Annotated in this window: 8 protein-coding genes; 1 reads left to right on the top strand and 7 read right to left on the bottom strand. The window is 53.3% G+C overall.

The features are described 5' to 3' along the window. Positions 1-84: 84 nt before the first annotated feature. The 6 genes from EPO18_RS04205 to EPO18_RS04180 form a co-directional block, all read right to left on the bottom strand. Entirely contained in the window at positions 85-1,617 is a 1,533-nt protein-coding gene (locus tag EPO18_RS04205; protein WP_292430929.1) for a complex I subunit 4 family protein, read from the bottom strand. Beyond that, positions 1,610-3,175, bottom strand: a complete 1,566-nt coding sequence (locus EPO18_RS04200; protein WP_292430926.1) for a complex I subunit 4 family protein — start codon at positions 3,173-3,175, stop codon at positions 1,610-1,612. Before EPO18_RS04200 ends, EPO18_RS04205 begins: the two co-directional genes overlap by 8 nt. A gap of 7 nt (positions 3,176-3,182) precedes the next feature. Beyond that, positions 3,183-4,736, bottom strand: coding sequence for a proton-conducting transporter transmembrane domain-containing protein (locus EPO18_RS04195; RefSeq protein WP_292430922.1), 1,554 nt, complete (start codon positions 4,734-4,736; stop codon positions 3,183-3,185). A 3-nt stretch (positions 4,737-4,739) separates the two neighbouring features. After that, on the bottom strand, positions 4,740-8,012 hold the full coding sequence (locus tag EPO18_RS04190; protein ID WP_292430919.1) for a DUF2309 domain-containing protein: 3,273 nt from the start codon (positions 8,010-8,012) through the stop codon (positions 4,740-4,742). An 8-nt stretch (positions 8,013-8,020) separates the two neighbouring features. After that, the gene (locus EPO18_RS04185) at positions 8,021-9,511 is read right to left on the bottom strand and encodes a complex I subunit 4 family protein (RefSeq protein ID WP_292430917.1); all 1,491 of its coding nucleotides are present in this window, start codon (positions 9,509-9,511) and stop codon (positions 8,021-8,023) included. Positions 9,512-9,870: 359 nt separating this feature from the next. Then, complete coding sequence (locus EPO18_RS04180; protein ID WP_292430914.1) at positions 9,871-10,737, bottom strand: YicC/YloC family endoribonuclease; 867 nt, start codon at positions 10,735-10,737, stop codon at positions 9,871-9,873. A 43-nt stretch (positions 10,738-10,780) separates the two neighbouring features. Between EPO18_RS04180 and EPO18_RS04175 the strand changes: the two genes are divergently transcribed. Continuing rightward, positions 10,781-11,680: a serine/threonine protein kinase gene (locus EPO18_RS04175; protein ID WP_292430911.1), complete on the top strand. Its 900-nt coding sequence runs from the start codon at positions 10,781-10,783 to the stop codon at positions 11,678-11,680. A 90-nt stretch (positions 11,681-11,770) separates the two neighbouring features. Here the strand turns inward: EPO18_RS04175 and EPO18_RS04170 are convergent, their stop codons facing one another. Beyond that, a complete protein-coding gene (locus tag EPO18_RS04170) occupies positions 11,771-14,419 on the bottom strand; it encodes a S8 family serine peptidase (RefSeq protein WP_292430908.1) in 2,649 nt (882 codons plus the stop codon). Between the last annotated feature and the right edge of the window lie 14 nt (positions 14,420-14,433).

Genomic DNA, 14,433 nt, shown 5'->3' with positions numbered 1-14,433 from the left:
TGAATTTCATGCCAACATAAATAACTTTATGTTAGAAGTATCTGCCAAATGTGTTACAAATGTCAACACAACGCCACGCATCTTTTAATCCCGCTCTGCCTTACTTGCCAATACCGGCTGATCCATTAACCGGGTCAACCAAGCCTCCGCCGTTGCTTTGTTCATTTTCAGCACGCTATTCGGAAAAAATCCAAAACCCAATATCAACAATGCCGATACGCATAACAATGTCAGTTCGCGTGGTCGCAAATCCTGCACCTGTTTGACGCTAGTCTGGGTGACGGGGCCAAAGAAAGCGCGACGGGTAAACGACAGCATATAAGCGGCGCTGAGTACCGCGCCAATCAAGGCTGCGATGCTGATGCTGGGGTGTGCAAGCATGGTGCTGATAATCAACAATAATTCGGCAGGGAATCCGCTGGTGCCGGGCAGCCCTATGCTGGCTAGCGCAAACAAAAAATAAAAGCAGGTCAATCGCGGCATCACTTTAGCCAAGCCGCCCAGATGGATAGCTTCGGTGCTACCCAAACGATGCTGGATAAACCCGGCCGTCAGCATCAAGGAACCGGCAACCATAGTGAAATTCAGCAATTGAAAAACCGCCCCTTGGATGCCCTGCATGTTTAATGAAGCAATACCGACGATGACCAAGCCGACATGGCTGACGCTGGCATAAGCCAGCAGGCGGCGCAAGTTGGTTTGCTGCAACGCAATCAATGCGCTGTAGACCAACGTGATTGCGCCGAGTATGCCCAAGACCCAACTGTATTCAACGGCGGCGGAAGGCGCCAGCGGCATCGCAAAACGGATTATGCCGAAAGCGCCGAGTTTCAGGCCAGTCAGCAAGGCCGTCATTTGCGTCGGGCCTTCCATTGCGACGGTGGGCAGCCAGGTATGAAACGGCGCCAATGGCGCTTTAACCGCAAAGCCGAGCAGTAATAATAAAAATACCAGCGCCTGCAAGTTATCCGGCAACGGCGTTTCCAATAATACCGGCAGGCTGAAAGCCATATCTTGCGGAATGCTACCGCCTGTTGCGGTGGCATGGTTGACGGCCAGGATGATAATCGCAAACAGTAACGGCACGCCGCCGAACAACATAAACAGCGTGTATTTTATCGCCGCGCTGCGCCGCGCCGAACCGATGCCCCATAAGCCGATTAAAAAGAAAATCGGCGGCAAGGTCAGTTCCCAAAACAAAAAGAACAGCGCCATGTCCAACGCCAGAAACACGCCGATGGTGATGCCTTCCAATGCCAGCAATAACGCAAAGTGCAATTGAGTCAGATGTTGCACCGAATTCCATGAAGCGATGATCGCCATTAATGTCAACAGCGCGGACATCGGCAAAAACAATACTGAAATGCCGTCTACGCCTACCAGATATTCGATATTCAGGCTGGGTATCCAGGCGTGGCGCTCAACCAACTGAAAGTTATTGCCGAGTTCGGCATTAAACAGCTGTACTACCGCCAGCGTTGCTATTAATTCCAACGCAGCAAACAGCAACGTAACGTTCTTGGCATGACGGATATTGGGAATAGCCGATACGGCAACCGCGCCCAATAAAGGCAGCAAAATAATCAGGCTTAAAACTGGAAAACTGGCATTACTCATGTTGGCCGTCCTTGTTACCGGCTTCGTTTTCGTTGGCGGATCGATCGCCGTGCATCGGATATAGTTTGCCGATAGCGGCCGCATCCTGGTCTATAAAGTTCAGCCACGGTGTCGTGTAAAAGCCGGTGCCGATCAGCAACAGGCAAATCACGACGGTAATAAAACGCTCCTTCCAAACCGGGTGGTGCGCGCAGCTGTAAGGTTGTGCGGCGCGCTTGGGGGTCGCCATAAAAGCCCGTTGGAAAGCCCATAGCAAGAACGCGGCGGACATCACGTTGCCGAGCAAAATAGCGATCGCAAGCAGCCAACCGTCTTCCTCAATAACCCCTTCAACGAGTAGATGCGCCGCGTCAAATCCCGGCGTACCGGGCATAACCATGGTGCTCAACGCGGAAATCAGGAACAGCAAGGCCAGCGTGCCGTTGGTATCGAACAGCCCGCCCAAGCGCGGCAGATAAGAGGTACGGCAGCGCTCATAAATCAAACCAACGCTGAACAACATTCCTGCCGTCGCCAGACCGTAGGCCACCGACAGCAGTAGAGTGCCTTCCAAGCCGTTCGCGTTAAAACAGAATGGACCGATAATCAGCATACCGGTTTGGCTGATCACCGCAAAAGCCAGTAAGCGGCGAATATTGATTTGCATCAACGCCAATAGAGCGCCGTAAAAAATGCTGATAAGACCCAGTGTGACGACAAATCCGGACCATTGTTCGGCAACGCCCGGCACCATCGGTAAAATAAAACGAATGACCGCATAAAGGCCCAGCTTCAAGCCGACCAGAAAAATAACGCCGCTGGCGACCGTGCCTTGCTCCGCCAACACCGGCAGCCAACCGTGGAACGGAAACAGCGGCATCCGGATCGCAAAGCCGAAGAACAGCAGTACGAAAATCAGTACCTCGTCATGTAAATAGGCATTATTTTGTTTAAGCGTGAGCCAGTCGAAAGTCAACGCATGTTCGGAATCGATTAAGCTGAAAGCCAGCAGCAAAAAGCCGGTCAGGATCATCAGCAAGCCGCTGCCCCAATATTGCAGCAATTGCGCGACGACCCAACGCCTGTTTTGGCCGGTTCCGGCATGAACCGTCAACAGTGTCACAGGAACCAGTTCCAATACGCACCATAACCAAAATTGCATCACGTTCAACGCGACAAAAGCGCCGATCAATACGCTTTCATAACCCAACAAACAGGCAATGAACAGCCGGTCGGTCACATGCCGGGTAATCAAGGTGTAGATTAACGCCAGAAAGGTTAGAACAGCAGTCAGCGGGATAAATAAAATATTGGTTCCGTCAACACCGACGCGATAACTGAATCCTGCAAAATACGCCTGTTCAGCCAAATGTATGCCGGGGCTGGCTGAATCGAAAATAGTCAGCAGATAAAGGCTAAGCAGTACCGTCAATGCCGCTCCGGCAAAACCGAAACGCAACGCAACAGTCGCTGACCGGGAAAACAAGATAGCGATCATTGCGGCCAACGGCACCAGCGTCAGCGTAGTGAGCAGCGGGAAGGCCGCCGATGCCGACCAGGGAGTAACAGTAATATCCATCAGCACCTCAAAATGCGACTAGCAATGTTATGAACACAAACAACACCAGATAGCGGGGCCTGAATACCGATTGTTCAAACTTGTTGGCGACATGCCCAAGCCGGCGGCCATAATTAACCGTACCGTTACCTATGCCGCTCAATACAAAGTGGTCTTCGAACCAGTGTACGGCGGCTGCCGTCCATTCGGTGAGCTTTCCGGCCAGACCGCTGCCTTGGGCGAATTTATCGGATTTATTATCCAAGTGAGCGCCAACGATCTGTTCTTCCAGTTGCGCCAGTGACGATATGGCCTGAATTGCAGGCACAGGAGCCCCCATAAAGCGATCAACGATATGATCGTCAAAATAACTCATATCGTGAGCTAAGCCGCGCACCGGCTTGACCAGCGCCCAGTCGGTAATCTGGTCCAGCCAGAAACGCTGTAAAGAAGCCACGAACAGCCAAGTCGGAGCCTTGTTTGGGGGAGTTGCATTCAGACCTTGCATGTTATGCATCAGCGAGGGCGCAGTCAGGAATTGATAGCCGCGAACCACCGCATGAGCGCAAAGATGCCAGCCGGCAAGCTGCCAAAAACCCAAGCCGCATTCCAGGAACATCAGACCCAATTGGCCGGATGTTGCAAAAATCAGCGAGCTTTTAACATCGGTCTGGGTCAGCCCGACGACAAAACTATATAAGGCCGTCATTAGACCGGCTATCGCGACCACAGCCATAGCCAATGGCGCATGCTCAAAAATAGGTTTGAGCAAAATGACCAGATAAACGCCGGCATGCACCATGACCGCCCCGTAAAATACCGCACTGGACGGTGTAGGCCCTTCCATAGCCCGCGCCAGCCAAGGAGTGAACGGGAGTTGCGCCGATTTGGCAAAGGCGGCCACCGCAAAACACAGCGCGATCGCGGTAGCTTCAGCCGGCGGCAATTGTGCGGATTGAGCATTGATAGTGTTCCAGTTGACGCTGTCAGCCCAGACATAGCTTAAGCTAGCGCCTAAGATAAAACCGGCGTCGCCGATACGGTTGGTTACAAATACACGCGTCGCATTAGCGGCGGCAACCGGTCGATCATAGGCGTAAGCTATCAAAAAATAGGAACTTAATCCGGCAACTTCCCAGCCGACAAAAGTGCCGACCGAGTTACCCGATAACACCAGCAACAGCATGGCCGAAGAAAACAGGCTCAGGATAAAAAAGAACCGGTGATAACCCGCTTCACGGTGCATGTAATCAATCGAAAAACGAATCACAACGGCTAACAGCATTGAAAGCAGCGCTGCCAAACGGACATTAAAGCCGGAGGTGATAAAGTTTAACTTTATATCCAGCGTGTCGCTGTTTAGCCAATGCCCTACACTGTAAGAACCGGCATTCTTTCCCAGTATATCGGCGGTTAATAAAGTCAACGCCAATAGGCTGGACATGATGATCGTCCAGCTTGCAATATCTGCCGTAGTGTTTTCGCTACGTTCACCGTCGATTACGCCAAATAGATGGCCGATGCCGATTGCCGAAGCGGCGAGCAATGGCATTAAGGGGATTAAAAAAACTAATGCGTCCATTGATTAAATCCCAATCCTTTCAGGTTTACCCTGAGTTTGCTTGATCAACATCGGCGCTACCGGTAAGGTTTGATCCCGGTAGCAATCCGGTGAATTATCCCGAACCGGCAAGTCTTTCGCCTCGGACTGCCAAGGCACAAACCCCGTGCCCGTTTGGAACAAGAAAATCTCGCCGCTATCGGGGTCTTTGACGCTCAATTGTACCCAGCCGCCCGCAACCAGCTCCCGTATAGATTCCTGGCGATGATAAATTTGCTCCAGCACCGCTGTTTTCGCTTCAACCAACATCAATAGACGCATCGGCTCGTGGATTTCTACCATTTGCCGGGGCAGGCCGGTGCGTAAATCGCTGCTGGCTCCTTCCATAACGCCAAAAAAGCCGGTGACATTATGCGGCACTTTAGAGCCGCAGCCGAAGCGTTCGTTATTAACGGTGGAAAAATAATATTCCAGATTGATACCCGCGCCAACCGGACCTACCGCCAGCAAAATACCTTCCAGCACTTTGCCTTCAGGGTCTTGAGTCGGATCGTAGGAAATCAAAAATACCCGCCGGTCAAAAAATGCGCCTTGGGTTAGAGATCGCCGCCCGACTACCGCAGAAGCATTGGTCGCATGGCCGAGTTCAGGCCGTGCCTGGGAGAAATCGGCGGCGCGCTGTTCTATATGCGCCAAAGCCTGTTTGGGTGTCGGATTGCGCGGAGCCGAAGCCAGCCTGCGGCAGCGTTCGTGCGCCGACATATGCTGGGCATGGCGTAATTCCTGCTGCAATGCCTCTAACCCGGACAATCGCTCGGCTGGAAGCAGATCGAGATCGTACCAGCTAATTTCTTCATTGCAGGTGTTATGTTCAGCGCCGATAAACCACGTATCGGTCGGGATAGTGATGCCGCGTTCGGCTAACAATTTGCGCACTTCAGGGCGATTAGCCATTGCCGCAAATACTCTGGCGCTGGGACCGCCGTGTCGGCCGCTGCAAGCGCCGCAATCGTAAGCTGCCAGATGCGGGTTGTTCTGGCTGATCGAGCCGTGCCCCATCAGCACTACCAGTTCCGAGAATCCGTAGGTCAGGCCGGTATTGCGCAAAAAGCCGGCAACCCGGTCAGCCTGTTCGGTATTGGTAAAACCCAACCTGGGGCGCTCCGGCGTGGCGACCGTCTCGTCCTTAGCGGTAAACAGCAACTGCGTTTTAACTTCGGGCGAAACCAGCTTAGCCGTGCCGGAAACCAGGCTGTGCTGGGATTTCGGCAGCAGCGATTTAGCCAATAATCCGGCGAAAGCAACTGGCGCGGCAGTGTCGATAACAGCTTGCGACAATAACAGGTTACGGCGCAAGCCCTGATGTACCAGCTTGGCAAGCCATTGGTTCAGCTTCCGGCCACGGTTATGCTTAAGCAGCATCGGCTCGCTGCCGGGCCTGACGACTTCCCGAACTTCATGCGCAGGCGTCACCACAACAGGACACAGCGGCGTTACCTTGCTGTCGTCCAGTCCCTTGTAATTCATTGCAACGCCGAAAAATCCGGCGGCTCCCAATGTTTCAATAGCAGGATTAAGCTCTTCAAGATGGCGGCGGAAACCTTCTTCACGGTCATCCATGCAGAAGACGATTTGCGCGTCGAGACGTTGCCCGCGTTCGGCCCAGCGGCCGCGGTTATGATTGGCGCGTATTGCCTGTAAAAAGTCTTCCCGATAATGATGCTCGTAAGCAAGCAGCCAGACTTTGCTGCGCTCGGTCAAGGTGAATTCATCCAGCACGGCCAGCATGGCTTGCAAATCGTCCGTATTCAGTTGTTGCAGGCTTGCTGCGCTAAGCCCCAGATGCTGGCATAAACGGAACAAGCGCCAGCCGCTGTTATGCGGGGAGTGCGCAACTACGCTCTTATCCGCCATCGGGCTGCACTGCCAAGTCCAAATCAGGTCGGCAAGTTGCTGCCAGTCGGTGCGGTCGTAGCGTTCTGAACCGGCATGCAACGTCAATGCTTCCGCCCAGTGTGCCAAGTATTCCGGCAAGTCGTCCTGATACAGGCGGCTGCGCACCATAAATTCCGACAGGTTCTTTCGAAAATAGCCGTTGATTGAACTAAGCTTGGCTTCGATTTTCCAGGTATCCCGGCAAATCTGGTTCAGCCACAGCCGGTCCAGGGTCAGGCGGATAGCCAGATAATCGGCCAGCGTTGGCTCTGCGTCATTGGCGGTATGATAGTTAGGGTGATGCTGCCGCCAGTTGACCAATCCCGACCAGCCGGGTATTTCCAACGCCAACCGGCGAAGATAGTTTTCCCATTGCGCTTGCGGTATTTCCAGGTGGCTCAGTTGCAGGATGATCGTGTCGACCGCATCTTCGGGCAGCTCGGCAATTATCTGTTGCCAGTCGCTCAACTCGTGCAAAAAAGGATTCGCGTCATACTGGGCCGTTGCCCGCCAAGCCGCATAAAGGCCCAGTTCGCTACGCTGAGGCAACTGCCACGCAGCCATGCCTTCATCCAGCCCCGATGCGCAAAAACGTATCAGTTGCGAGCGGATCGCATCGAGTATATCCGTGCCGGTCAAAGCCAGAATAAATCCGCGCAAGCTGATGCTGCCGCCTAAAGTGCCCAACAGTTCGTCGAGCGCCGCGCCTGCGTGTTGCCGCATTTGCTGATGGACTGACCCGCCAAGCCTGTCCTGAGCCGTGTCGAAGGAGGCCAGCCATTCTTCGGCCTGCTCCACCGATAAGTCCAGCATATCCTCCGGATGCAAAGCTGCCTGTTCCAACCCGAGCTTGGTTAAAATACTTTCCCATAAGTGCCGAGCCACATCGCCATCGGTTGCAAGCAATCGCCGCCGAATCGGCTCCGGCACATCGGCCTGCACGGTTTCCAGCGCCGCCAATTCCTCTATTTGCCAGTTCAACTGACTGACGCTGACCGTCTGCAAATCGAATAACAGCGCAATGCGATAAATAGCCTGCCGGGTTATGATCCGGTCTTGCAAAGTGCAAATGACTTGCTCTGCATGCAAGTGCGGGCATTGATCAAATACGACGGATAAATCGCTTTCATTAATACGTCCCTGACGATAGAAATCGCGGTTTTGCGCTTCCGGAAGATAACAGTTAATACCGGTCAAGGCTTCAAACTCAGCCAGTGCTTCGTTAAACGGCAGGTGTTGAAAGCCATGCAAGGTATTGTGATGCACGAAATCGAGGATCGGCGCCTGTCCAGGCAGAACGTGATCCAAATGGTGCAGCGCTGAGGTGATCTGCTCGCGCAGTTTTAAAGGTGACTCTTGCATTACTAACTCTACAAAATCCGTTGACTGATCACGCCGTTCATCTGGCCGATGGTGGCTGCGGATAAATCAAGCAGCGGTCCGGGCGACAGGCCGAATAACACAATGCCCGTAACCAGTATTCCGGCAGCCAGTAACTCCGGGACTCTCAAGTCTTCAAGCTGTTGCATTTGCGATTTTTCCGGCCCGGTAAATAACAGGCTGATAGTGCGTATCGCGTAGGCGGCTCCGATCAGAACGCTGACACTAAAAAGAACAATTACGCCCATGCCCATACCGAGGCTGGTAAATGAGTTGAAGCTGCCAATCAAGGTATGCAGCTCGGCAACAAAACCGACCGAACCGGGCAAGCCCATCGCTGCCAGCAAAGTTAAGGTCAGGAATACGGCAAAACGCGGCATCACCCGGATCAGTGAGCTGTAATCCTGAATGTTGCGGGTATGAGTGCGCTCGTACAGCAGGCCGACCAGCAAGAATAGCGCCGCGGCAATCAGGCCGTGCGCGGTCATTTGCAACACTGCGCCGGTGATGCCCGTTTCATTCAACGTCGCGATGCCCAACAGAACAACGCCCATATGGCTGATTGAGGAATAGGCGACCATCGCTTTAAGATCGCTTTGCCTCCAGGCTAGCAGGCCGCCGTAAAGCATGCCGAACAGTCCCAGAAAAATCAGGATAGGCTGCAACAGTTTTGCGGCCTCCGGCAGCATCACTACCGCCCGGATCAAACCGTAAGCGCCCATTTTCAGCAAGATACCGGACAGCAAAATACTGACCGGACTGGGCGCTTCGACGTGCGCCAAAGGCAACCAGCCGTGCAGCGGGAAAATCGGCATTTTTACACCGAAACCGATCACAAACCCCAGAAGCACTAAAACCTGCTCAATCCTTGGCATGTCTTTCGCCGCCTGATGCATCGAAGACATTAAAGAGCCGCCGTGTTCGAGATCGTACTGGCTGACCGCCAGCAAGCTGACCAGCATAAAAATCGAGCCGCCCATCGTATACAGCACAAAGTTGAGACTGGCCGCGTGCCGCCTGCTGCCTCCCCAACGGCCGATCAGGAAGAACAACGGAATCAAGGTCACTTCCCAGAAGATATAGAACAACGCCCAATCCTGCGCCAGGAACACGCCCAATATGCCGAATTCAAGCAACAGCAGGCAAATATGATAGCCCTTAACGCTGTTAGATACGGTGAATGAGGCCAATAATGCCATCGACGTGAGCAACGTCGCCAACGCCAGCATCGGCATCGACAAACCGTCTACCCCCAGTGCATAAGCACTGCCCAATTTAGGGTTCAGCGGAAAATATTCATTAAACTGCAACTCCGCGTCATTCGCGTTATAAATGCTCAGCAGCCAGCAGACCAATAACAAGGCAATAGCGGCAAACAGATGCGCGATGTAGCGGATTAGCTGAATATTTCGGCCGGGCGTCAAAGCCAGCAGCAAGACCCCGGCAGCCGGAGTCCAGAGCAGTATGCTGAGTATACCCATGATGTTAGTGTTCCTTAAGCTCTGTTGTCTGGTGGTTTTAAGGGTCAAATTGTACGTTAAGGCTGAGGTAGAGCAAGCATTAAACTTAAAACATTTATAAAGGTTTCTAATGACGAGTTTAACATTGCAAGCTTTCAGTATCCTTTCAACGTTAATCCAACGCAGGAACGACGAACACCTTGGTTTTATCTGCTGTTGTGGTTTAAATCGATAGGAAGGACGACACTTTTTCGCCCGCATTCATGAGTCTCTATTTTATGGTGTTGTAAAGCTCATACTATCAGGCTCAATTGATGGGCTTTGCACTTCAGTCTATCTTCTCGGTGCACTCAAGCGTCAATTTCAGATGAAATCCCCCATCATTCAATATTCTGCACCTGCTCCCGCATTTGCTCGATCAGCACTTTAAGCTCAATCGCTATCTGGGTCATTTCCTTATCAGCCGATTTAGAACCCAACGTATTGGCTTCACGGTTCAACTCCTGCATTAAAAAATCCAGCCGTCTGCCGACCGGGTCTTTTTGCTTGAGTACCCGTAACACTTCATTGATATGGGTTTCCAGCCTGTCGAGTTCTTCGGTGATGTCCAGTTTTTGAGCCAGCAACACCAGCTCCTGCTCCAGACGGTCAAAATCGGGCTGCGCGACTAGCTCGGTAATTCGGTCTTTGAGTTTATTGCGAATCGATAATAATACTTCCGGCATGCGCTTGCTCGCTGAAACGACAAAAATCAGCATTTTTGCGCAACGTTCTTCAATTAATAGTTTGAGTTGCGCGCCTTCTCTTTCCCTTGCCTCCACGAGTTGCGCCAAGGTTTGATCGACAAGAGCCGAAATGCCCGAAGTCAGCTGCTCTTTATTGATATCCGGTTCCTGCTGGATGCCGGGGAATGCCAGTACATCCAACGCAGAAAAGGATAGGGGGCCGAGCATTTGCTTCTCTATGCTGGAAGCTGCGGTAAGTAGGGCGGTTACGGCATCGGTATTAATAATGAAGTTTTGTCCGTTTTTAGATTGTTTTTTATAGCTCAATGAGCATTCAACCTTGCCGCGATTGATTTTTGCGGCGACCGCTGCGCGCAGGTCGGCTTCAACAAACCGCAGGCGATCCGGCAGTCTTAAGCTAATGTCGCAGTAGCGGTGATTGACTGTGCGCAACTCGCAACTTATGGTTAAGTCGCCTATTTCTGTTTCATTACCGGCAAATGCGGTCATGCTTCTAATCATTTTTCACCTATAATTTAACGGACTTAAGTACAAAAACAACCCAATGGCTGAATACTACGATCCGCAAACCTACCCGAAAGAGTGGAACTACCTGCAAACCGGCACCATTATAGACCAGTATGTCGTTGAACGGGAGTTGGCTCACGGCGGCTTTAGTTCCGTTTATCTGGCCAGGCAAATAGCGGATCAGGTTCAGGTCGCCATTAAAGAATATCTGCCCCGAAAGTTTGCTCACCGAACCTGGAACAATATGGTTGTCGCCAACAACGAAGAAGCTGCGGTTTTATTCAAGCGCGGCAGAGTTTTATTTTTTGAGGAAGCCAAGGTTTTATCCAAGTTAAAGCATCCCAATATTGTTGAAGTTATCGGTTTTTTTAAGGCCAATTCCACGGTTTATATGGTAATGACTTATGACTATGGGGTTACGCTGGATAAACTTTTAAAAAATAGAACAGTGTCTGTTTCCGAAGACTTTTTATTAACTTTGTTTAATTCCTTATTGGCAGGACTAGGGCATATTCATAGCCAACAGTTTATTCATCTTGACATTAAGCCTTCCAATATTCTGGTGAGGCCGGGCAATGATGCGTTATTGCTGGATTTCGGCGCAATTCAGAGCTTTCCGAAATCGCATCTGGGTAAGCAAAGCAAGGTTTTAACCAAAGGCTATTCACCGGTAGAACAGCATAACCTAAGTGCGCAGCTTGGCCCGTGGACGGACATTTATGCGGTGGGCGCCAGCATGCGCAATTGCCTGGAGAATAAAACTCCGGTGCCTGCCCTGGATAGGGCACGGCAGGACACGCTGGTTCCGGCAGTCAAAGCGTTTAAACGAAAATTCCCTGAACATCTGCTAAAAGCCATCGACTGGGCAATGGAGTTGCAACCGGAAAATCGTCCGCAATCGGTTGCCGAATTGCAGCAGGCTCTTGCCGGCGGTTGATGGCGGTAACCCCCTGTTACTCACTATCCACTAAAGCAGTAGCACAATAAGACCCCCAACTTTAAGCTGGGAGTCTTAATCAAGTTGCTGTTACGGCCCGATGACAGTAGTCCTCGTCGATGCGAAAGCATCGAAATACAAGGTTCCGCTGGCGGCATTAACAAGACCGGCAGAGGTTCCCAGCCGTACCGTATCCAACAGATAGGCGCTGGTGTTTAGGGTGCCCAGCGTCTGTTTAAGCGTCCCGTCGGTGTAAAACTGGAAGGACGCGGACATACCCGATTGCCAGGCTATTTCGATGGGATGTGCGGCGTTGTTGGCGACGGCAAACCAGTTCGTATAGGTCGTCCCGCCCGATCTCAATACGGCGCCGCGCACTTGATAGCTGCTGCCGTTGCGTTTGAATTGAACCTGAAAGATAGTCGTGCCGGCTGCATTCAGGCCGGAGAAAATCGTCACCTGCGCGCTTCCCGGATTGGTACTGTGCGGGTTGAAGTAGAACCGTGCGTGGTAGCTTTTTTCAAGGGTCGGCGATCCATCGGCAACGTAGCCCGGCGCGGTGCCGCCTCCGAGAGTGGCCTGCATGCCGTAGATTCCGCCTGCGGTCATCTTTGCGGCGCTATTAACGCTAATACGGGCGCCGGTAGCTCCTCCGTTCCAGGCCGTGAAGTTCCCCGACTCGAAGCCGTCAGTGAAAATGACGTTCTGCGCTGCTATGGTGATGTTCGCCGATACCGCGGCGCTCCAATTTCCAGCGCTATCTCTTGCCCTCACGAACAGCGTGTGGCTGCCGGGCGCCCAGATTCCGGCATCGATAGTTGCTGCAACAGTGCCGCCCGACACCGACATCGAATGACCCAGCCCTAAGCCCGGATCATTGCCTTCGAACCATTCGGCTGCATCGACGCTGCCCGGAGACGAATCGGCGGCTGTAGCGGTCAGATTGATCGTCGTGTCCGCCAGAGTCGCAGTGACGTTGTTGACGATAGGGGGGGTCTTGTCGATGATCAACGCCACGCTGCTCACTGGTCCCCAGTTTCCGGCAGAATCCTGACCGTGCACGTAAAGGGCATGTGAACCCTCGGCAAGCTGGGCGACGGTCGTCAGAGGGATATCTGCGTAGGCGGCTTCAGACGGACTGTCATAAGCCCCGTCGCCGGCGATAAATGCTAAGCCGGAGCCATTGCTTCCCACCGAGTCGACGAAGACCTCGGCGCTTCTGATATTGGACTGCAAGCCGTTGATGACCGGATCGGCCACCGTAGCAGCGACCCGTACGGCGGGCGTATTGATGTCGAAGCCCAGAGTCCCGTTATTGGGATTTGGACTTGCGCTGACACCGCTCGTGTCGGGCCCGGAGGCATCAACCGGCGGAGGCGGGTTGCCGGCGTTGAGCACCACCCAGTCATAGGCGGCCGGTAGATCGAGACGGCCGTAGCCGAAACTGTTGTCGGGCCCCGGAGTTCCAAGGTCTACCGCGGACAAAAGCAAGGCATCGCGTTGCTGCGCCGCCGTCAGCTCCGGATAGGCGCTGAGCAGCAACGCCAGACCGCCGGCGACATGCGGGGCTGCTACGGAAGTTCCGGATTGGCTGGTATAAAAACCGAAAAGATCGGTGGTTGAAATATTGATGCCCGGCGCCACGAGTTCCGGATAAACCGTCGAGGCTTCGCCGCAGGCCGAGGGCCCTTTTCCGCTGTATGCAATGAGTTGATCAAGATTGTTTGTAGCGCCGACCGCAAAAGCTTCCGGGTAATTGGCCGGACTGACGCTAGTGCTGCCGCCCGGACCATAGTTCCCCGCCGCGAACACCGGGACAATCCCTGCGGATACGAACGCCTGAAGATCCGGTTGAAAGGCCAGATTGCAACCCGGAAATCCATAGGACCAAGAATTGTTCACTACCTGCGGTGCATCAACGGTAGCAGGATTTCCATCAGGGTCCAGAATCCACTGGAAGGCCTGATGGATTCCGGTTGCCGTGGCGGTGCCGCTGTCATTGAAAATCTTGGCGGCGATCCACTGAGCTCCCGGCGCTACACCAACGGAAGTCACACCGGCATCTCCGCCGACCATGAGCCCCATCGTCCAGGTGCCGTGGCCGGTCGGATCATAAGGTGTTGCATGCTGTGCGTAGGGATCGTACCAGCTGTTCGAGCCGCCCCGCCACCGGTTGGCGAGGTCGGGATGCGTGTTGTCCACACCGCTGTCCAGGTTGGCTACCACTACCCCCTGCCCGTAGAAACCCAAGTTCCAGACATCAGGCGCTCCTATCAAGGAAAGATTGGGCTCGGGAGGCATTGCCGCCGGCACGATGTTGATTTCATCCGCTTCAATCCGCTCCACATCGGCTCGGGCGGACAGTTCCCGGATTACGCTCGGAGTGGCGGTAACGGAGAAGCCGTTGAATACCCAAAACGGCCTATACATGCCGATCCGTCCTTGACCGCGGCGCAATTCCAGAAAAGATTTCAGGCTGCGTTGAGAGAGCTCGGCCTTATTCCGTAACGCATTGACTACGCCCTTGAGCCGTTCGGTGCGGTGCAGGCGGCGGAAAGACGCCAAATCGGCCCGGTCCTTCAAATACACGATCACGGAAATTTCTTGTGTTAAGGATGCAGCAGCGACCGCAGACTGCACCTCGGACGAAATTTTTCCCTGGTCCGAGGTTGCCGCAGGGACAGCAGGTAAATGGCAGGCCAGCGCGAGGCCTATCGCAATCAGCAATACAGTCTTCATGATACGGACCTCAT

Origin of the sequence: Methylobacter sp. (assembly GCF_004322395.1) — a bacterium.
In the GTDB taxonomy this organism is placed as follows: Bacteria; Pseudomonadota; Gammaproteobacteria; order Methylococcales; family Methylomonadaceae; genus Methylobacter_A.
This window is presented reverse-complemented; position numbering and strand designations above follow the sequence as displayed.